The following is an 18,860-nucleotide window of genomic DNA, read 5'->3' on the forward strand; positions in this document are numbered from 1 at the left end:
TGCTGTGGTCAGTCCTCGTCGAGGAGTTCGCCGACGAGGGCAGCGGTGAGTTCGACGCGGCGGGGGATCCACACCTGCAGGGCGTGTTCGGTGCGTGCGTGGGAGCCGCCGCCGACGGTGCCGAGACCGTCGAGGGTCGGTGTCCCGACTCCGGCGGTGAAGTTGCCGTCCGAGCCGCCGCCGACGGCCACCGACCGCAGCGGCGGGTGGCCGAGGTGCGAGGCGAGGCGCTGCGCGCGGGCGTAGAGGCCGAGTGCCATCTCCTCTTCGAGCGGACCCCGGTTGATCCCGCCCTTGAGATCGAGTCGGGCACCGGCGACGGTGGGGGTGAGCGCCCGCAGTTCGGCGTCGATGCGCTCCTGTTCGGCGACGGTTGCGGCACGGGAGTCGATGCCGACGACCGCCTCGGCGGGGACGGTGTTCGTCGTCGAGCCGCTGCGCATGACGGTGGGCACGACGGAGGTCCCGACTGTCGGGGCGTGGAGGGCGGCGATCGACACGACCTGGTTGGCGATCTCGACGGTGGCGTTGATGCCCTTCTCGGGTTCGACTCCGGCGTGCGCGGCGAGACCGGCGACCTCGAGAGAGTAGATCGCCACGCCCTTGCGGGCGATCTTCACCGAGCCGTCCGGGGCGCCGCTTTCGAAGACGAGGGCGGCTTTCGCGCCGCGCGCTTCGTCTTCGATGATCTGCCGTGACCCGGGGGAGCCGAGCTCCTCATCGGAGGTGATGAGCACGCTCACGCCGTCGAGGCTGCCGCGTTCGGAGCGGAGTCGGGCCATGGCGTAGAGGGCGATGAGGATTCCGCCCTTCATGTCATCGGCACCGGGCCCGCGGACGACCCCGTCGGCCACGGAGAAGGGGAAGGACTCGATCGTGCCGGTCGGCCAGACGGTGTCGTGGTGGCCGATGAGGACGACCTCGCGCTCTCCGGAGCCGAAGCGCCACAGCAGGTGCGGATGGCCGTCGGTCTCGATGACGTGCGGCGCGGCTCCGAGGAGGCCGGTGCCGATGCGGGAGATGAGCTGGGCGCTGCGGGCCAGCGCCGCGGGGTCATGGGAGAACGATTCGCACTCGATGAGCGCTTGGAAGTCGCTCATGAACTCTGTCGAATCGAACTCTCTCACGTAATCGGCCTCTCAGTTTCGCAGTCGGTATCACCCAAGGTTAGCGGGTCGGTTGAGTGTGACACGTGTCGCACCCGTTCTCACCAGCAGATGGAGGTCGTGGGAGAGTCGCGGATCACCGTCGTCGGGGCGGTTGAAACCGCAGATCAGCGGCATGCACGCGCACGTGTGGGGTGGGTGGTTCCAGGCACCGAGGTGGTCCGTAGTCCGTTTTGACCCGCGGTGCTCGGATTGGCTAGAGTTGGTGCGGTTGCCGCCTTAGCTCAGTCGGCAGAGCGATTCACTCGTAATGAATAGGTCGCGGGTTCGATTCCCGCAGGCGGCTCGGCAACAGGCCGGTTGACCAGCAGACATGCTGAGTCAGCCGGCCTGATTCGTCCCCCAGACCCTGCAACGCGACGGGACCTCACCGCACGTCGACCTTCGTGCTGTGCGCACGGTTAGCTATGTCAAGCGTGCCGATGCCGAGTCACGCGTCGGCGGCGTGCGGGCCGGTGATGACGCACCGGATCGGCGCAGCAATTGACCATGCCGAAGCCACCTGCTTACGGTGAATGACGTGAAGACATGGCCGACGACGGCGAGAGGACACTCCGGCTCCCAACAGGCCCGGCGGACGACGCGCCACGGGCCCGTTTGAACGAAAGGCGCGCAACCGTATGACGTCGAAGACCTGCACCGTGCTGCTCGGTGTCACCACGCTGTGCGCATGGGGGTCTCTCGCGGAGATCGTGAAAGCGCTGCTTCGCCAGCAGCCGATTGTGAACGGCATAGGGGTCCTCATGGTCCTCTCGACGCTCGCCGCCGGAGGTGTCTGGTGGTACTTCCGATCCAGGGGCCTCCGGCCCGAGGTCAAGAGCTTCGTCGGCAGCGTTCCGCAGGGTGCCGCACTGCTGAGCGTTTGCGTTCTCGCGTTCGTGGTTCCAGGCTTCTTCAGTCGTGGTACCGACATCATCGATCTGGTGGTCACCGCGGTCATTGCCGGCGCCGTCGTCTGGCTTGTCCTCCATCTCCTTCGGAGGCGCTACTTCACGCCGCCGGACAGCCCCTCGGACCTCTGACAGTCACCAGCCCGACAGGGTCCAGAGAATCTAGGGGGAGACGGGTATGCGTACGACGGCAACACCAGAGAGCACCGTCATGTCGACCGTACGACGCGACGGAACCTCACCGCACGTCGACCTTCGTGCTGTGCGCACGGTCGTAGAAGCGGGTTCCGACAACGCCAGCCACTGCAGCGACGACCGTCGCGACGGCGAATCCCAGCAGCGTCGGCACGATCTCGGCGAGCAGGGTCGTCGGGCTTCCCAATGACACGAGCATCTCCAGCTGAATCGCCAGGTCGAGATCGCTGACGGGAAGGGTGAGGAGGCGGGGCAGTCCCGAGTTCGCCGCGACGACGATGACCGCAGCCAGGGCAGCAAAGCCACCGAACACTGTGCCGGCCAGGTCGTTGCTCGCGAGCACGATGCTCACGAGCATCGCGGATACCACACCGCTGAAGACGAGGACCGCGACGAAGCGCACCTCCGCATGTCCACCGGCATGCTGGAAGACGAACGTGCCGATACCGGTTGCCGCGATGGCCGCGGCCAGACCGAGCACCACCGAACCGACCGCTCCGATGAGCAGCTTGATCTTCAGCAGAGTCTGCCGGGGGAACGGTCGCTGCGTGCGCATCGTGCGCCACGGACCGACGAGGACGATGCTCAGCCCCGCCGCCCGATTGACGACGAACGACGCCGTCAATGCCAAGGTCAGTGCCGCGAGCGCCGACGCGATGACCACGGACGGCATCCACGCGGACGACGCCCACGCAGGCTCATCACTGACAACATCCTCGGCGACGGGGTTGACCTGGGCGGTCGCCTCAGGCGGGTCCCCAGCCGACGGCATCGCTGCCGCACCGTCAGCGTCCGGGCCGAAGTAGTCGACCGGGTCAGGGCCCGACACCTCGTCGACGGTCGTCGTGAATGGGCGCTCGAACGCCCGCGCGGTCTCATCGGTCGACCGGGCACAGTCGAGGCTGCTGCCGGCAGGATCGCACGTGAGCTCGCCGGCGACGGTGCGGATCTGGTCGGCGACGAACTCATTGGCCTGCCGAACCACCTCGTCCTCGTACTTCGAGACGATGAAGCGGTCCTCGTTGAGGGCCTGCGGTCCGGCGACGATCGTGATCGGATACGTCGGTGCCTCAGCGAGCCGTCCCGCGGAGTAGTCGCGGATGTCCGACAGCACCGTCGGTGTCAGCTGCGCCGGCAGGACCACCGCGAGAACGGACGTCCCGTCCTCGACCTGAGCGCGGGCCCCGGCGGGGGAGAGCACACGCTCCTCGGTTCCGAACTCCTCAACCAGGGCACCCTCCTTGAGGCGCTTGGCATACTCGTCGGAGAACGCGAGGTAGTCGACCATGGCGCTCTGCAGGGCCGGCATCTCTGAGACCGTGTCATCGACCCCGACGGCGACGGAGAAGCTCGGCGGCGATTCGACGCTCACCGCCGCGGACTCGTCCGCCGGAGGCCCGGGCTGACTGCTCGCGGCGATGGAGCGTTCGAGCTGCGCGAGCGCGGGGGCGAGAACCGCCAGCGCAAGGATGAAGACTGCGACGGCGGCGAGCAGAGGCCACAGCAGCAGACGCAGAGGACGACCGGATCCGAGGGCATTCGCCGAGACGAGGACTGAGCGCACGCCTTCATTCTTCCACCCCGGCGTGTGTCAGTCATCACATACAGGCTGGGAGGCTCGTGAGCCTCGGCCGGCCTCAGAGCATCTTGCCCTGCACATTCCACCCCTGGGTCTTGACGAGACTGAGCGCCTTCATCCGGCGGAACCCGACGGCATGACCGGCGAGGAAGTTCGACAGACGCAGCCAGAACCCGTTCTTGTGCCGATCGACCGAGCGGATGTAGGCGTCGACGTCGACGTGCTTGGCCATGTTCTTGCCGGCGAAGAGGGCGATGAGCTTCATCGCGTCCTGCGGGGCGTAGAACGACGCGGTGCGATCAGCCGTGTACTCCTGGGCGCGCGACAGCGTCGGCGAGAGCCGCAGCAGGGCGAGGATCGGCTGGATGCCGTTGCGCCACAGGTTCACGTGACCGCACTTGATGTGCCCGAGCTCGTGGGCCATGATGAAGCGCAGCGCCCCGAAGTCACCGTACATGTACGCGAGATCGACGATGTCGCTGTAGACGACGACATAGCCGCGCTGCAGCTGGCACTTCGATGCGTAGGCGTTCATCATTCCGTTGCCGTTGATGACGTAGATCTGCGGGATCGTCGACATCCGTCCCGTGCCGGCACCGAAGCCCATCTCCACGGCGAGATCGTGGTAGACCCGGTAGAGCTCCGGGAACTGCTCATCCGTGACCTCGACGCCGTTGGAGATCTGCGACCAGAAGAGATAGCGGATGTAGATGAAGCTGACGATCGGCGCGAACAGGCCGATGAGGATGCCGACGGCCCACTCATCGAGGCGCAGGCCCAGGAGCAGGTAGGTGAGCGCGCCGATGGAGACGATCGCAGTGAGCACGATGCCGAGGACGAGCATCGGCATCTCGGCACGGTGGCGGAGCTGACTGACCGAGGGGCCGTAGGCTCTCACCGGGGTGGGAGTCTGGTTGGCTGTCATGGATCTGTGTCCTCTTCGTCGTCGACTCGAGGCGAGCCGGGGGATGGGGATGAGAGCGCCGAGGCGGCAGGGACCACCCGTCAGGCGCCGGGCTCACGGACGGGGCCGTCCGGCCGAAAGCCTGCGAAACACTAACACAGAACACCGCAACCACCATTGCCGATGCGAGGGTGCCTCAGCGCGGTTCCCGACAGCACCGCCTGCCGCGGGTCGTCGACGGGCTCAGTCGGCGTCCTCCCCGAGCAGGTCGACGCCGAGCAGCTCATAGGCCCGACGGTACTTCGCGGCCAGGCGCACGCGCGTCTCATCGTCGAGCGCGGCCTGCCGGGCGGGGTCGGTGTTGTCGGCGAGGTCAGCGGTCTTGACGATGACGGCCAGCCGGTCGGCCCGGACCCTGGCGAAGTAGTCTTCGACGGCCTCGCCGCTGCGCTTCGTCACCGCGTCGACCGCGTCGACCACCTCGGCGGGGAACTCACGACGCAGATCCTCCGCGCTCACCGAGGTGTCCTCGACGACATCGTGGAGCCACGCCGCCGCGATCGCGAACTCGGCATCGGCGGAGTCCAGACCCTGCTCTTCGGCGATGGCGGCGGCGTTGGCTGCGACCCGCCGCGGATGGTCGATGTAGTCCTGGCCCGCCTTGTCGACCTGGCCGGTGTGCGCCTTCCGAGCGATCGCTTCGGCGCGGGTGATGAGATCCTCGGTGCCGTTCATGGTGCCTCCTGACGGGTGCGATCAGCGCCAGCGTTGCCAGGCGGCCTGGCGGCTGACGTCGGCGAGTTCGGCGACGCGGGCCCACGAATTGTGCTCGGCGAGCAGGCGGGCGCTCGTGCCGAGTGCCTCCCCGACTTCGGAGGACAGGGAGATGAGGGCGGTGAACGCCGCAGGGTCGGGGGAGTGGGCGAGACCGTTGATCGCCTCCCGCGCCGAGGCGATGAGCTCGGCCACCGCCTCCACTCCGGGATCGGCATGCGCATCGGCTGCCGTGAACCGGGTGCCGCCTCCGGAGTGCGCGCTGCCGGCCGTCCCCGCGTTGGAGGACGCGGTGCCGGAGTCGCTGAGATCCACCGGTTCGGTGCTGTCGTCGTCGAGTGTCACAACGATCATCTCCTCTGGAGAGTTGAGGCTGCGGGTCCAACTGCGGGAGTGCCAGCGGTATTCGACCTCGCCCCTCAGGGGCCGATAGACGGCAGTGTACAGGGTGCCGAATGCGTTGTCGTAGTCTCCGCTCCAGACTCCCGGTGCGAGCATCGCCTCGGCCATCTCCTCGACTCCGCGCCCGTCCTCGAGTGCCTCGGTGAGCAGCTCCTGACGCTCGACGCTGCGGAACCGGCGAGCGTGGTCGGGGTAGTCCGGGTGCCGTCCCCGATGGTTCGTCGCGACCGGATCCTCGATGATCTCCGGGGCCATTCCCGGCCCGACGTACGCGGTGACGGTCCTGCCGGTCGCATCGACCATCGTGAGGTTGTAGTACATCGACACCGGAACGGTCTCGAGCCGGCGCAGGGCCTCGGGCACATCACCGGCGACCTCGAGGAGGAAACGGACGACGAGCGGCGCGGCGAAGCCGTCCCCGTCGCCGGGCCGTCCGCCGAAGGCGAGGGACACGGCCAGCCCGTCCTCGTTCAACCCGTCGAGCAGACCCCACAGGCAGTCGGAGGTGCCGATTACCCGTCGGGTGCCGTACCGGGTGGAGGCGTGGACCTGTTCGAAGAGTTCGAGGCCGTAGTCGTAGTTGCGCAGCAGCGCCGGTTCGGGAGAGGACATGGCGACCTGGGAGCAGCCGGGCAGGAAGCGCGGCGGGTTCCACAGAGTGAGCATCCGCGCGGCCGTCTCATCGTTGCCGGTGAGTTCGACGAGGCGCTCCCACGTCGGCACGAGCTCGGGCATGTGCTCACGCAGCTTGGCCTCCGCGGTGGCCAGATCGGGTCGAGCCCAGTCGCCCTCACTGAGGTACCAGGCGCGGTAGGCCGGCCACACGGTGTCGAACAGTGCCTGCCAGCGGGTCGAGGGGCGGTCTTCGGTGATTCCGTAGAAAGTGAAAGAAGTCATGTGTCAAGGCTAGGTTGACACTCTGTCGAGTGTCAAGAAAATATTGACAACTCTACGCGAGGTATGGGCGGATTGCGGTGTTCTCCGTGGTCACCGGGCCTGTGGCGGCGTCATTGACCCCGAGGCTGTGTACCCTTGAGGGCAAGCGGCCTGGGCATCATCGGCTCCGGTCGAGGCGAACGGAGAATGACATGTCGCTGCTGGTCCACCTCGTCGTCCTGTGCGGACTGTTCATCATCATGGGCATCCTCACGACCCCGCCGGGCAACCGCGACTGGAAGCGGATCGGCGGGTTCCTCGGCGCCATCGGCCTGGGCCTGGCGATGACCGTCGTCGGGATGGTCATCCTCATCGTCATGCTCGGCCTCTACATCGTCGGCGTCGCACTCATCAACATCGGCCCTGGCCTCTTCCTCGGCGTCATCTCCGTGGCTCTGGCGTCGGGGATCATCATGTTCCTCATCGTCCAGCCGATCTTCAAGCGCACCGGCGTCGGCCTGGAGATCCTCGCGATCACCGAGTACTACATCCAGTGGTTCCTCATCTACGTCACCGTCTACCAGGTGATCTTCGACCAGCTCAACGGACTCGGCCGCGTCGTCAACGAGCGCGACCTCACGCAGGAGCTCAACTCCTACCTCTCCTCGATCCTCGACCCCTCGGCCCTCATCGCGATCCTCCTCCCGGTGCTCCTGTCGATCTGGGTCGCCGTGGCGATCGCGAAGATCCGCCTCGATGCCCCGTTCTCCACCGACGACGACAGTGCGACGGCTGCGGTGTCCGCGTCCTCCGGCGCCGAGGCGGCCGACCGGACCGAGGAGCCCGGCGAGGGTCGAGTCGTGCAGGTCGAGCGCCTGACCGTCACGGAGGACCCCTCCGGCGCCGAGGCGGGGGAGAACGCCGAGATCACCGAACGCAGCGAGCAGGTTGAGGGCAGGGCAGGCGCGGAACGGGCCCCGCGAGCAGCAGAGTCGACCCCGGAAACGCAGAGTCCCGCCGATCCGGAGAGGACCGACGGGACCGGGCGGCACAGGCCGAAGCACTGAGGCGGAAGGCTACTTCTTCTTCGGGGTGAACGACGTCGAGCACGACCACGACGTCTTGCCCTTCTTCGCCGTGACGGTGACCTTGACCTTCTTGCCCGGGGTGGCGCCCGAGATGTAGTAGTCGAGGTTCGCCGCGCCTTTCTTCGAGGCGGTCGCGTTCTTCTTCGTCTTCGTCGTCTTGTAGTGCGCGGTCGTCGTCACCTTCGCCTTCGCCCCGACCTTCGAGACCTTGACCGTCGTCCACGAGTACTGCTTCGGCTTCGAGTTCGACATCGAGACCTTGCACGACTTCGTCGCCGCCTCGGCGGGGGTCGCGTCGAGGGCGATCGGCCCGGCGAGGAGACCGGCAGCGAGAACGAGAGCGAGGCCCGGGCGCAGGCGGGCAGGGGTGATCACGGACATGAGTCTCCTGAGGGATGAGTGCGGGATGAGGCGACTGCTCGGACAGGGCAGTCGCCTCATCATAAGCACTGCGGCTGTTGTCAGACGAGTCCGGAGGCGGGCCGGCACTGAGACCTTCGTCACAGTGCCACGGGTGCCCGGCGACCGCCTCGGCGAGGGGTGAGTCCGGTGTGTTGACCATCACAGCGATGCGGTGTTCAATGGTGACCGTGAGTATTAGTGAACGATCGATCAGCTTCGATCGAGCGTGAGCGCCGTCGGACGGCGCATGCCGCCCGACACCCCGATTCACCACCATTTGCAGGGATCCGCGCGGGCGATCACACGGTCGCACTGCGCGCCCTCAAGACTGTGAGGACCACATGAGCGAAGCGTTCATCTACGACGCAGTGCGCACGCCGCGCGGGAAGAACCGCGGCGGAGCGCTGCACGGCACCAAACCCATCGACCTCGTCGTCGGACTCATCGACGCCCTGCGCGAGCGCAACCCTGACCTCGACGATGCCGCGATCGACGACATCGTCCTGGGCGTCGTCTCCCCGGTCGGCGAACAGGGCTCGGACATCGCCCGCACCGCGGCACTCGTCGCCGGGCTCGACGAATCGGTCGCCGGCGTCCAGGTCAACCGGTTCTGCGCCTCGGGGCTCGAAGCCGTCAATCTCGCCGCGCAGAAGGTCGGCAGCGGCTTCGAATCGCTCGTGCTCGCCGGCGGTGTCGAATCGATGTCGCGGATTCCTCTCGGCTCCGACGGCGGCGCCTGGTCGCAGGATCCGACGACGAACTACGACACCTACTTCGTGCCGCAGGGCATCGGCGCCGATCTCATCGCGACGACCGAGGGCTTCACCCGCGACGACGTCGACGCCTACGCCGCTGAGTCCCAGCGCCGCGCCGCCGAGGCGTGGGAGGACGGACGCTTCGACGGCTCCGTCGTGCCCGTCAAGGACCTCAACGGGGTGACGATCCTCGACCGCGACGAGCACATGCGCCCCGGCTCGACCGTCGACTCCCTGTCCCAGCTGCCCCCGGCGTTCGCGAAGCTCGCCGAGCAGACCGGCTTCGACGACGTCGCCCTGCAGAAGTACCACTGGGTCGAGGAGATCGACCACGTCCACACCGCCGCGAACTCCTCGGGCATCGTCGACGGTGCCGCCCTCGTCGTCATCGGCGACGAGGAGGTCGGGAAGACGATGGGGATGAAGCCGCGCGCCCGCATCGTCGCCACCGCCGTCGTCGGCTCCGAACCGACGATCATGCTCACCGGCCCCACCCCGGCCACGCAGAAGGTCCTCGACAAGGCCGGACTCACCGTCGACGACATCGACCTCTTCGAACTCAACGAGGCCTTCGCCGCCGTCGTCCTCAAGTGGATGAAGGACCTCGACATCCCGCACGAGAAGGTCAACGTCAACGGCGGGGCGATCGCCATGGGCCACCCGCTCGGCGCAACCGGGGCGATGATCCTCGGCACCGTCCTCGACGAGCTCGAACGCCGCGACCTGAACCGCGGCCTCATCACTTTGTGCATCGGTGCAGGCATGGGCATCGCGACGATCATCGAAAGGGTCTGACATGACGAACGCTCACTACTCCCGCACCACCGACGCCGACGGCATCGTCACCGTCGTCCTCGACGACCCCGATTCCTCGGTCAACACGATGAACGACCACTTCGGCGCCGCCCTCGAGGAGACCGTCGACTGGCTGGAGGCCAACGTCGACGACATCACCGGCGTCGTCATCACCTCGGCGAAGAAGACGTTCTTCGCCGGCGGTGACCTCGACCGCCTGCGCCGGGCCGATCCGGAGAACGCCGAGGCGGAGACCGCGCAGGTCGAGCACATCAAGTCGCTCCTGCGTCGCCTCGAGAAGCTCGGCAAGCCCGTCGTCGCCGCAATGAACGGTGCGGCACTCGGCGGCGGCCTCGAGATCGCGCTCGCCACCCACCACCGGATCGCCGCCGACGACGTGAAGTCCGCGCGCTTCGGACTGCCCGAGGTCACCCTCGGACTGCTGCCCGGAGGCGGCGGAGTCTCGCGCGTCGTGCGGATGATCGGCCTGCAGAACGCCCTGCAGAAGGTCATCCTGCCGGGCACGAAGTTCACCGCCGCCGACGCCCAGCAGCTCGGTCTCATCGATGAGCTCGCCCCCGCCGCGGATCTCGAGGACCGTGCGAAGGCCTGGATCAAGGCCAACCCCGACGCGGTGCAGCCGTGGGACGTCAAGGGCTTCAAGATCCCCGGCGGCGCCCCGACCTCACCGTCGATCGCGATGCTGCTGCCCGCGCTGCCCTCGACCCTGCGCCGCCAGCTCAAGGGCGCCCCGATGCCGGCCCCGCGCGCGGCCATGGCCGCGGCCGTCGAAGGTGCGCTCGTCGACATCGACACCGCGCTGACCGTCGAGACCCGCTACTTCGTCAACCTCACCCACACCGCGGTGGCGAAGAACATGATCAAGGCGTTCTTCTTCGACCTCGGCCACATCAACTCCGGCGGCTCCCGACCCGACGGCGTCGAATCCCGTCAGGTGAAGAAGCTCGGCGTCCTCGGCGCCGGGATGATGGGGGCCGCGATCGCCTACACCGCCGCACGCGCCGGCATCGACGTCGTCCTCAAGGACGTCGAACTCGCCGCCGCGGAGAAGGGCAAGGCCTACGCGGTCAAGCGCGAGGAGGCGGCGCTCGCCAAGGGCAAGACGACCCCGGAGAAGTCCGAGGCGGTGCTCGCGCGCATCCACCCGTCGGCCTCGGTCGAGGACTTCGCCGGCGTCGACTTCGTCATCGAAGCCGTCTTCGAGTCCGTGCCCGTCAAGCACCAGGTCTTCGGGGAGATCGAGAACATCGTCGCCCCCGACGCCGTCCTCGGCTCGAACACCTCGACCCTGCCGATCACGGAACTCGCGACCGGGGTCGAGCGGCAGGCCGACTTCATCGGCGTCCACTTCTTCTCACCCGCGGACAAGATGCCGCTCGTCGAGATCATCACCGGGGAGAACACCTCGGATGAGACGCTGGCCCGGACCTTCGACTTCGTCCAGCAGATCCGGAAGACCCCGATCGTCGTCACCGACTCCCGCGGATTCTTCACCTCGCGGGTCATCGGGACCTTCATCGCCGAGGCGGTCGCCGCCGTGGGCGAGGGCGTCGAACCCTCCAGCGTCGAACAGGCGGCCCTCCAGGCCGGGTACCCGACCGGTGCGCTCCAGCTCCTCGACGAGCTCACGCTCACCCTGTCGCAGAAGATCCGCCAGGAGACCCGCGCCGCGGTCGAAGCCGGCGGCGGCAACTGGGAGGAGCACCCCTCCGAGGCGGTCATCGACTGGATGGTCGATCAGGGGCGCACCGGACGCAAGGACGGCGCCGGATTCTACGAGTACGACGAGACCGGCAAGCGCACCCACCTGTGGCCCGGCGTGCGCGAGCACTTCGACTCCGGATCGAGGGAAGAGCCGTTCGCCGACCTGCAGGAGCGGATGCTCTTCGCCGAGGCGATCGAGACGATCAAATGCCTCGACGAGGGCGTGCTCACCTCGGTGCCCGATGCCAACATCGGCTCGATCTACGGCATCGGGTTCCCCGCCTGGACCGGCGGCGTCCTCCAATACGTCAACCAGTACGAGGGCGGGCTGCCCGGCTTCGTCGAGCGGGCGAAGGAACTCGCCGCGACCTACGGTGAGCGGTTCACCCCGCCGAAGTCGCTGCTCGCCCGCGCGAAGTCGGGGGAGACCTACGAGTGAGCTGACGTCAGCGGCTCGGCGAGATTCCGACAGCGCCCACAGACCGGAGGCCCGGACGACGCGATTCGTCCGGGCCTCCGGTGTGCTCGACCCAGAGTCAGGCCGGTCGGTCCACCGCCGTGCGCTCGGCCAGCTGCGGGTAGGTGCGGACCAGTCCGTCCTCATCGATCGTGAGGTCAGCCGTGAAATCCCGCGTCCCGCTCGTGTACCGGACGCGGTCGGCGTCGATGCCCGTGTAGATCTGCGGACTGGCGATGACATTGAGGGAGGGCATGTCGATCCACGCCATCGTCAGCGAATGCTCGGCCGTCGTGTCGGTCTGCAGGGACAGCCGGCGGATCGGCATCGTGTTCGTCAGCGGACACAGTCCGAGATCGCAGTCGAGCGCACCGTCGAGGGCATCGGCGTCGACGATGCCCGGCGACGGCAAAGGGAAGGGCGGCGTCCCCGACTGCTCAGTCTCACTCGACCAGCGACCCGTGTCCGGATCCCGCGTGAGGCTGAGCGCGCGCGACCAGCCGCGGCCCTGCACGGCGACCGCGACGGTCCTCGTGATCCACCCGTCGCGGGCGTCGACCGTCCACGCCGCCGCGTAGTCGTCCGTGACCTGCCGTCCGACGGCGTGGAGACCGTCGGCGAGGAGCACCTCGGCGCTGTCGCGGCGATCAGGATCGTCGAGACCCCTCCAAGCGACCTGCCGTGAGCGTGCATCGGCGGAGGTCGCCTCGAAGTGTTCGATCGTCGTGTCGTAGTACCTTGTGGTGGCACCGAGCGGAGTCATCCCGATGCGCCGGGCCACCGCCTGTGAGGCGGGATTGTCCGGGCGGACGACGGCGATGCTCCGCTCGAGTCCGCCGGCGAAACCGGCAGCGAGCAGCAGCGCCCCCGCCTCGGCGGCATAACCCCTGCCCGCGTGCGCGGCATGGGACCGCCAGCCGATCTCCACCTCGTCCCCCGTTTCCCCGGCGCTGTAGCGGATCGGCTTGAGGACCGCAGCGCCGACCGGGGTGCCGTCGTGGAGAGTCACGCACCACCAGCCGCGTCCCGGCGACGCCGAGTCATTCTCCGTCGTGATCCACGCGGCGGCGTCCTCGATCCGCGGCAGCGCCGCCTTCGGGATGAAGCGGAGGAGATCCGGATTCGCATGGAGGCCGTGGACGAACGACGCATCGGCATCGTCGAACCGCCTGAGGATGAGACGGTCGCAGACATAGTCCGGTGGCGGAGGATCCGCGAGCACAGTCATGTCATGAGACTACGCCGGGGCACTGACATCGTCGGGGACTCCGGCGGAATAGCGCGCGGGCCGGGGGCGTTGTGCGTCGCACGGGCGCACAACGGTGCCCGCACATCTGACTCGACAGCCCCTTTGAGGAGGCGCGATGCGCGCAGCGGTCTATGACCAGTTCACCGATGACTTCGACGACATCACCGTCCGAGAGATCGAGGATCCGAAGGTCCCGCCGGCCTCCGTCCTCATCGAGGTCAAGGCCGCGGGGGTCAACCCCGTCGACTGGAAGCTCGTCGGCGGCGGGCTCGAGAAGTTCCTGCCCACCCAGTTCCCCGTCATCCCCGGCTGGGACGTCGCCGGCATCGTCATCGGCCTCGGCTTCGACACCCCGGAGTTCGAGATCGGCGATGAGGTCGTCGCCTACGCCCGCAAGGACGTCCTCGGCGGCGGCACCTTCGCGGAGAAGGTCGCCGTCCCCGTCCACGCCGTGACGAAGAAGCCCGCGGGACTGACCTGGGAACAGGCCGGGGGACTGCCGCTGGCCGGCAACACCGCCCTGCGCACCCTCGACGCCCTCGGCGACCTCGACGGGAAGACCGTCCTCATCCACGGTGCCGCCGGCGGTGTCGGCAGCATGGCCGTCCAGATCGCCAAGGCCGCCGGCGCCCGTGTCATCGGCACCGCCTCGGAGCGCAACCACGACTGCCTGACGGGTCTCGGGGCCGAACCCGTCACCTACGGCGAGGGCCTGGCCGACCGGGTCACGGAGCTCGCAGGCGGTCCCGTCGACGCCGTCGCCGATTTCGTCGGCGGACAGCTCGAGACCACGCTCGCCGTCCTCGCCGACGACGGAGCCCACGCCTCGATCGCCGACCCGACCGTGACCGAGCACGGCGGACGCTACATCTGGGTGCGTCCCGATGGAGCGACGACGGCCCGGCTCACCGAGCTCGTCGACGCGGGCAAGCTCACCGTCGATGTCGCAGAGATCTTCCCCCTCGCCGAGGTGGCCGACGCGTTCCGCTCGAGCGCGACCGGGCACACCCGCGGCAAGCTCGTCATCGTCCCCTGACCGGCCCGCATCCCGGCCGGCGGATCCGTCCGCGGCCGGGGCTCAGCCGATCCCCAGCGCCGCGGTCGCTGCCGCCCGCAGCTCGCGGCGGACCACCTCGGCGCCGGAGCTGCGGGCGAGGTACGGCGTCGAATTCATCATCCCGAACGCCGCGTGGACGCGCACGGTTGCGGCCTCGAGCGACCAGTCCGGGTGGGCCTGCGCCGCGACGGCCGCCCATTCGCTCACGTACTGCCGCTGCAGACGCCGCACCGTGCGCCGCGACCCGTCGGGCAGGGCGGCGAAATCGCGGTCCTGGATGCGGATGAGATCGGGCTCGGACATCGCGAAGCCGAAAAATGTACGTACGCCTCATGGCGCGCCTCGCAGGGCTCCCTAACCAAGTCACCGTAGCTTCGGCATAGGCAATACTGGAGATACCGATACGCTTGTAGACATTGGCCGCGCTCGTGCCTGGAGAGCCAGCTTCTCAAACGGCAGAGGAGTTTGAACTGCTGTCGGCCGAAATTTTCGCCATCAGTAGTCGCCTAGAACTTGACTCAGACTTTCGTTCACGCCCTGGCGCGCCGACGGTCTAGACTAACGAAATGGCGAAGAAGACATCCCCGCGCGAACTCTCCCCGAAGTTCAGTGATCTCAACTTCGGAGACATAGATGCTACTCAAGAAGCAATCGACGAGCCCGAACTACTGTTAAACGGTTACTTCGATTATCGTGAAGCGGCATACGGCATCGAAACTCGCAATCTTTGGTTATTGCTTGGCCCGAAGGGATCAGGAAAAACGGCAGTTCTAGAGCATATTAGGCTCAAATGGCAAGGCGACCCGAACCGGTTCTTTATGCTCTGGGATCTCGCCGGCTTCCCGGTTAACGATGTCACAGGCTTCGGAAGCGGACAATCGCTGGGCGCTTCGAGGACTCAATCTGGATGGGAATTTTTGCTTTTGTTGAGGCTGTTGTCCTCGCTATCGAATGATGTAGGTGCGACTTCCGCCCATCGGCAACTTGAGCAACTAATTTCTGGACTGCGTAAGCAAGGATACATTACAAATGATTGGATCGGGGCGGTAACAAAGTGGAAAATGGGTCCGATCAAGATGGATCTCAAATTTCTTAGCAGTGAATTTGGCAGGTCCGAAAAAAACAACGAATTTACATCTCAGGGCCCATTGGAGGCCTCGGCGTTCATTAAGGAAACCTTGATCGAGAATCCAAGTGAAAGTCGGCATTTGATTGCACTGGATGGATTGGATTCGTTCTTCTTTGAAGATCATGACGAGTGGAATTCTCTTACCGGTTTGATCCAGGCGATCAATTCTCTGAACAAGTGGTCGAAAGCTAGTCGGCTGCCGTATTTGTTTGTTACCGCAGTTCGCTCAGATATTTTTGATGTGCTTTCGGGGCCCGATCTGAACAAGATGAAGCAAAAAGCGGTCCACCTAGACTGGAATGCTGGCGGCATTGGGCCTCAGAATGATCTTTGGAACTTGGTTCAAGGAAAAACATCCGTGCGCCATCCTCAGATTAATCTGGTAAAACAGTACTTTGCCAATCACAGGGCGTGGATATATCCCGACATTCCAACCGCGATCCTGGATCATACCCGTCTATTGCCGCGTGACATTATCGCGGCATTGAATTACATGAAACTTGAATACGGTGGACGTTCGGCAATCCCGCAGGCGATTGCTGAGAGTGCGTTAAAACGCTACTGCATTGAGTATTTCGTGGGTGAAATATTCGACAACCTTGCGGGAGTTTTGCCGCCGAATAAGACGCCTCGCCTAAGAAGTTTTGAGGATGTGTTGCGAACAAGCCCTAGGCGCATGTTTTCTTTCGAGTACCTCCAGCGAGAGCTAGAAGGTGAAATTGAAACACATGAAATCCGTCAACTGCTGAAACAGCTGTTCGATGTTGGGGGAATAGGTATGCGCAATGGAAAGTATACTGACTTTGCTTATCGCAATGTCAGCGGTGCCGGGTTTAGCCGTCATCATCAATATATGCTTCATGATGCATTGACACGAGCCTGGAATCGACCGTGGACCTGAACGTGCTGGTATCTCTGTGATTGAGGTTGGGTGGCGAAATGTGGGCTCGTTTAGAGAGAACTCAGTTCAAGCAACGGATGCTTCTGACGTGAATCTTTCTTGCAGTTTCCGTGCACGTACATTTGACCTCGTCCTGGTTTTGTTGCCTATAGGGCACCGTGGCGTCCGACGAGAACTCGATAGATACTCTTACTTTGATAGCCCCAGCGCCGCGGTCGCTGCCGCCCGCAGCTCGCGGCGGACCACCTCGGCGCTGGAGCTGCGGGCGAGGTACGGCGTCGAATTCATCATCCCGAACGCCGCGTGGACGCGCACGGTCGCGGCCTCGAGCGACCAGTCCGGGTGGGCCTGCGCCGCGACGGCCGCCCATTCGCTCACGTACTGCCGCTGCAGGCGCCGCACCGTGCGCCGCGACCCGTCGGGCAGGGCGGCGAAATCGCGGTCCTGGATGCGGATGAGATCGGGCTCGGACATCGCGAAGTCGATGTGGAAGTCGACGAGCGCCCGCAGCGTCGGCACCGCCTCGGCGTTCCGGGAGGCGATCGCATCCCCGCCGGTCTGCAGGTACTGGGAGATCCCGACGAGGAGCTCCTCGAGGACGGCCTCCTTCGACTCGAAGTGCCGGTAGACCGCGGGTGCGGAGATGCCCACGCCCTTGGCCAGGTCCTCGAGGCGGACCCCGTGGAAGCCGTGCCGGGCGAAGAGCGTCTTCGCCACCGCGAGCAGCTGCTCGCGCCTGGCCGCCTTCGCCGCCGCGCGCGGCGACGTCGCTTCCGTCTGCTTCATTCCCACTCACATTCGTGCTCGGTGGTCGTGCGCGTTGTCACACTCGACCGTGAGCAGTATCATAGCAGTCAGTTAATCACCATTAACTGAAACTGCAGTGAGGGGACCAGGGAATGAGAGCAGTGGGAACTGCGGCCAACCCGGCGGCCGGGCAGGCCAACGCCGACGCGCACGCCGCGCTCATCGCCGAACTCCGGGACCGCATCAGCGCCACCGCGCTCGGCGGACCCGAGAAGTCCAGGCAGAGGCACATCGACCGCGGCAAGCTCCTGCCCCGCGATCGCGTCGAGGCCCTCCTCGACCCCGGCACCCCCTTCCTCGAACTCTCCCCGCTCGCGGCGAACGGGATGTACGACGACGCGAGCCCGGGCGCCGGGATCATCACCGGCATCGGCCGGGTCGCCGGGCGCGAATGCGTCATCGTCGCCAACGACGCCACCGTCAAGGGCGGGACCTACTACCCGGTGACGGTGAAGAAGCACCTGCGGGCCCAGGAGATCGCGAAGGACAACCGGCTGCCCTGCATCTACCTCGTCGACTCCGGCGGTGCGAACCTGCCCAACCAGGACGACGTCTTCCCCGACCGCGAGCACTTCGGTCGGATCTTCTACAACCAGGCGACCCTGTCCGCCGCGGGCATCCCGCAGCTCGCCGCCGTCCTCGGCTCCTCGACCGCCGGCGGCGCCTACGTCCCGGCGATGGCCGACGAATCGATCATCGTCTCCGAACAGGGCACGATCTTCCTCGGCGGCCCGCCGCTGGTCAAAGCCGCGACCGGCGAAGAGGTCAGCGCCGAGGACCTCGGCGGCGGTGCCCTGCACTCCCGGGTCTCCGGCGTCACCGACCACCTCGCGGCCAACGACGCGCACGCACTCGAGATCATGCGCGACATCGTCTCCACCCTCGGACCGAAGCCGGCGCCGAACTGGGACGTCATCGAACCGCAGGAACCGCTCCACTCACCGGAGGAGCTCACCTCGATCGTCCCCGTCGACTCGAAGGTCCCCTATGACGTCCACGAGGTCATCGCCCGCCTCGTTGACGGCTCGCAGTTCCACGAGTTCAAGGCCGAGTACGGCACGAGCCTCGTCACCGGCTTCGCCCACATCGACGGCCACCCCGTCGGCATCATCGCCAACAACGGCATCCTCTTCGGCGAATCCGCCCAGAAGGGCGCCCACTTCATCGAACTCTGCGACCAGCGGACGATCCCGCTCGTCTTCCTCCAGAACATCTCCGGCTTCATGGTCGGCCGCGACTACGAGGCCGGCGGCATCGCCAAGCACGGGGCGAAGATGGTCAACGCCGTCGCCACCGCCCGCGTCCCGAAATTCACCGTCGTCATCGGCGGATCCTTCGGCGCCGGCAACTACTCGATGTGCGGGCGCGCCTACTCCCCGCGCTTCCTGTGGATGTGGCCCAACGCCCGCATCTCCGTGATGGGCGGCGAACAGGCCGCCAGTGTCCTCTCCACCGTCAAACGCGACCAGATCGAGTCCCGCGGCGAGACGTGGTCGGCCGAGGCCGAAGACGAGTTCAAGCAGCCCATCCGCGACCAGTACGAAGCCCAGGGCAACCCGTACTACTCGACGGCCAGGCTGTGGGACGACGGCATCATCGAACCTCAGGACACCCGCGAGATCCTCGCGCTCGCCCTCGACCTCGCCCGCTTCTCGCCCCTGAGCCGACCGCTCGACGCCGCCGGCTACGGCGTCTTCAGAATGTGAGCT

15 protein-coding genes, 1 tRNA gene and 1 pseudogene are annotated in these 18,860 nt (G+C 66.3%); 8 read left to right on the forward strand and 9 right to left on the reverse strand.

The window, feature by feature from the left end; genetic code table 11:
• Positions 1 to 8: 8 nt before the first annotated feature.
• Positions 9 to 1,100, reverse strand: a complete 1,092-nt coding sequence (locus tag ACFQ91_RS07610; protein WP_232623851.1) for a M20/M25/M40 family metallo-hydrolase — start codon at positions 1,098 to 1,100, stop codon at positions 9 to 11.
• A 279-nt stretch (positions 1,101 to 1,379) separates the two neighbouring features.
• On the opposite strand from ACFQ91_RS07610, the gene ACFQ91_RS07615 reads away from it, so the two are divergent.
• A tRNA-Thr gene (locus ACFQ91_RS07615) sits at positions 1,380 to 1,452 on the forward strand.
• A gap of 334 nt (positions 1,453 to 1,786) precedes the next feature.
• Positions 1,787 to 2,188 carry a hypothetical protein gene (locus ACFQ91_RS07620; protein ID WP_198500680.1) on the forward strand — a complete coding sequence of 134 codons (402 nt, stop codon included), beginning with the start codon at positions 1,787 to 1,789 and terminating at the stop codon, positions 2,186 to 2,188.
• Between the two features lie 106 nt (positions 2,189 to 2,294).
• On the opposite strand, the gene ACFQ91_RS07625 is transcribed toward ACFQ91_RS07620, so the two are convergent.
• From ACFQ91_RS07625 to ACFQ91_RS07640, 4 genes are all read right to left on the reverse strand, one after another.
• Positions 2,295 to 3,815 (reverse strand): hypothetical protein, encoded by a 1,521-nt coding sequence (locus ACFQ91_RS07625; RefSeq protein WP_198500681.1) that lies wholly within the window; start codon positions 3,813 to 3,815, stop codon positions 2,295 to 2,297.
• 73 nt (positions 3,816 to 3,888) lie between these two features.
• A complete protein-coding gene (locus tag ACFQ91_RS07630) occupies positions 3,889 to 4,755 on the reverse strand; it encodes a M48 family metallopeptidase (RefSeq protein ID WP_198500682.1) in 867 nt (288 codons plus the stop codon).
• Positions 4,756 to 4,977: 222 nt separating this feature from the next.
• Positions 4,978 to 5,469: an HD domain-containing protein gene (locus ACFQ91_RS07635; RefSeq protein WP_198500683.1), complete on the reverse strand. Its 492-nt coding sequence runs from the start codon at positions 5,467 to 5,469 to the stop codon at positions 4,978 to 4,980.
• Between the two features lie 21 nt (positions 5,470 to 5,490).
• Positions 5,491 to 6,807 carry a C45 family autoproteolytic acyltransferase/hydolase gene (locus tag ACFQ91_RS07640; protein WP_198500684.1) on the reverse strand — a complete coding sequence of 439 codons (1,317 nt, stop codon included), beginning with the start codon at positions 6,805 to 6,807 and terminating at the stop codon, positions 5,491 to 5,493.
• Positions 6,808 to 6,998: 191 nt separating this feature from the next.
• Between ACFQ91_RS07640 and ACFQ91_RS07645 the strand changes: the two genes are divergently transcribed.
• Positions 6,999 to 7,853 carry a hypothetical protein gene (locus tag ACFQ91_RS07645; RefSeq protein WP_198500685.1) on the forward strand — a complete coding sequence of 285 codons (855 nt, stop codon included), beginning with the start codon at positions 6,999 to 7,001 and terminating at the stop codon, positions 7,851 to 7,853.
• A 9-nt stretch (positions 7,854 to 7,862) separates the two neighbouring features.
• Here ACFQ91_RS07645 and ACFQ91_RS07650 read toward each other — a convergent pair whose 3' ends face one another.
• Positions 7,863 to 8,255, reverse strand: coding sequence for a hypothetical protein (locus ACFQ91_RS07650; RefSeq protein ID WP_198500686.1), 393 nt, complete (start codon positions 8,253 to 8,255; stop codon positions 7,863 to 7,865).
• 362 nt (positions 8,256 to 8,617) lie between these two features.
• On the opposite strand from ACFQ91_RS07650, the gene ACFQ91_RS07655 reads away from it, so the two are divergent.
• Together ACFQ91_RS07655 and ACFQ91_RS07660 are read left to right on the forward strand one after the other, a co-directional pair.
• The gene (locus tag ACFQ91_RS07655; RefSeq protein ID WP_198500687.1) at positions 8,618 to 9,826 is read left to right on the forward strand and encodes an acetyl-CoA C-acetyltransferase; all 1,209 of its coding nucleotides are present in this window, start codon (positions 8,618 to 8,620) and stop codon (positions 9,824 to 9,826) included.
• Between the two features lies 1 nt (position 9,827).
• The gene (locus ACFQ91_RS07660; RefSeq protein ID WP_198500688.1) at positions 9,828 to 11,990 is read left to right on the forward strand and encodes a 3-hydroxyacyl-CoA dehydrogenase NAD-binding domain-containing protein; all 2,163 of its coding nucleotides are present in this window, start codon (positions 9,828 to 9,830) and stop codon (positions 11,988 to 11,990) included.
• Between the two features lie 97 nt (positions 11,991 to 12,087).
• Here ACFQ91_RS07660 and ACFQ91_RS07665 read toward each other — a convergent pair whose 3' ends face one another.
• Positions 12,088 to 13,236 carry a putative glycolipid-binding domain-containing protein gene (locus ACFQ91_RS07665; protein ID WP_198500689.1) on the reverse strand — a complete coding sequence of 383 codons (1,149 nt, stop codon included), beginning with the start codon at positions 13,234 to 13,236 and terminating at the stop codon, positions 12,088 to 12,090.
• A 136-nt stretch (positions 13,237 to 13,372) separates the two neighbouring features.
• Here ACFQ91_RS07665 and ACFQ91_RS07670 point away from each other — a divergent pair, with 136 nt between their 5' ends.
• Entirely contained in the window at positions 13,373 to 14,293 is a 921-nt protein-coding gene (locus ACFQ91_RS07670) for an NADP-dependent oxidoreductase (protein ID WP_376870726.1), read from the forward strand.
• A 42-nt stretch (positions 14,294 to 14,335) separates the two neighbouring features.
• Here the strand turns inward: ACFQ91_RS07670 and ACFQ91_RS07675 are convergent.
• Positions 14,336 to 14,629: pseudogene (locus tag ACFQ91_RS07675) on the reverse strand (TetR/AcrR family transcriptional regulator); the annotation flags it as partial.
• Positions 14,630 to 14,880: 251 nt separating this feature from the next.
• Here ACFQ91_RS07675 and ACFQ91_RS07680 point away from each other — a divergent pair.
• The gene (locus ACFQ91_RS07680; RefSeq protein ID WP_198500691.1) at positions 14,881 to 16,344 is read left to right on the forward strand and encodes a P-loop ATPase, Sll1717 family; all 1,464 of its coding nucleotides are present in this window, start codon (positions 14,881 to 14,883) and stop codon (positions 16,342 to 16,344) included.
• Positions 16,345 to 16,533: 189 nt separating this feature from the next.
• Here the strand turns inward: ACFQ91_RS07680 and ACFQ91_RS07685 are convergent, their stop codons facing one another.
• Positions 16,534 to 17,130, reverse strand: coding sequence for a TetR/AcrR family transcriptional regulator (locus tag ACFQ91_RS07685; RefSeq protein WP_198500692.1), 597 nt, complete (start codon positions 17,128 to 17,130; stop codon positions 16,534 to 16,536).
• A 113-nt stretch (positions 17,131 to 17,243) separates the two neighbouring features.
• On the opposite strand from ACFQ91_RS07685, the gene ACFQ91_RS07690 reads away from it, so the two are divergent.
• On the forward strand, positions 17,244 to 18,857 hold the full coding sequence (locus ACFQ91_RS07690; protein WP_198500693.1) for a carboxyl transferase domain-containing protein: 1,614 nt from the start codon (positions 17,244 to 17,246) through the stop codon (positions 18,855 to 18,857).
• Positions 18,858 to 18,860 lie beyond the last annotated feature (3 nt).

The sequence above is a fragment of the Brevibacterium sp. NPDC056726 genome (genome assembly GCF_042790515.1).
Lineage (GTDB): Bacteria > Actinomycetota > Actinomycetes > Actinomycetales > Brevibacteriaceae > Brevibacterium > Brevibacterium sanguinis.

What these genes read in the sequence shown, in the direction of transcription:
- ACFQ91_RS07680 (WP_198500691.1), top strand. Translation starts at nt 14,881, where the DNA reads ATGGCGAAGAAGACATCCCCGCGCGAACTCTCCCCGAAGTTCAGTGAT.
- ACFQ91_RS07655 (WP_198500687.1), top strand. Translation starts at nt 8,618, where the DNA reads ATGAGCGAAGCGTTCATCTACGACGCAGTGCGCACGCCGCGCGGGAAG.
- ACFQ91_RS07650 (WP_198500686.1), bottom strand. Translation starts at nt 8,255, where the DNA reads ATGTCCGTGATCACCCCTGCCCGCCTGCGCCCGGGCCTCGCTCTCGTT.
- ACFQ91_RS07665 (WP_198500689.1), bottom strand. Translation starts at nt 13,236, where the DNA reads ATGACTGTGCTCGCGGATCCTCCGCCACCGGACTATGTCTGCGACCGT.
- ACFQ91_RS07610 (WP_232623851.1), bottom strand. Translation starts at nt 1,100, where the DNA reads ATGAGCGACTTCCAAGCGCTCATCGAGTGCGAATCGTTCTCCCATGAC.
- ACFQ91_RS07620 (WP_198500680.1), top strand. Translation starts at nt 1,787, where the DNA reads ATGACGTCGAAGACCTGCACCGTGCTGCTCGGTGTCACCACGCTGTGC.
- ACFQ91_RS07640 (WP_198500684.1), bottom strand. Translation starts at nt 6,807, where the DNA reads ATGACTTCTTTCACTTTCTACGGAATCACCGAAGACCGCCCCTCGACC.
- ACFQ91_RS07645 (WP_198500685.1), top strand. Translation starts at nt 6,999, where the DNA reads ATGTCGCTGCTGGTCCACCTCGTCGTCCTGTGCGGACTGTTCATCATC.
- ACFQ91_RS07635 (WP_198500683.1), bottom strand. Translation starts at nt 5,469, where the DNA reads ATGAACGGCACCGAGGATCTCATCACCCGCGCCGAAGCGATCGCTCGG.
- ACFQ91_RS07670 (WP_376870726.1), top strand. Translation starts at nt 13,373, where the DNA reads ATGCGCGCAGCGGTCTATGACCAGTTCACCGATGACTTCGACGACATC.
- ACFQ91_RS07630 (WP_198500682.1), bottom strand. Translation starts at nt 4,755, where the DNA reads ATGACAGCCAACCAGACTCCCACCCCGGTGAGAGCCTACGGCCCCTCG.
- ACFQ91_RS07685 (WP_198500692.1), bottom strand. Translation starts at nt 17,130, where the DNA reads ATGAAGCAGACGGAAGCGACGTCGCCGCGCGCGGCGGCGAAGGCGGCC.
- ACFQ91_RS07660 (WP_198500688.1), top strand. Translation starts at nt 9,828, where the DNA reads ATGACGAACGCTCACTACTCCCGCACCACCGACGCCGACGGCATCGTC.
- ACFQ91_RS07690 (WP_198500693.1), top strand. Translation starts at nt 17,244, where the DNA reads ATGAGAGCAGTGGGAACTGCGGCCAACCCGGCGGCCGGGCAGGCCAAC.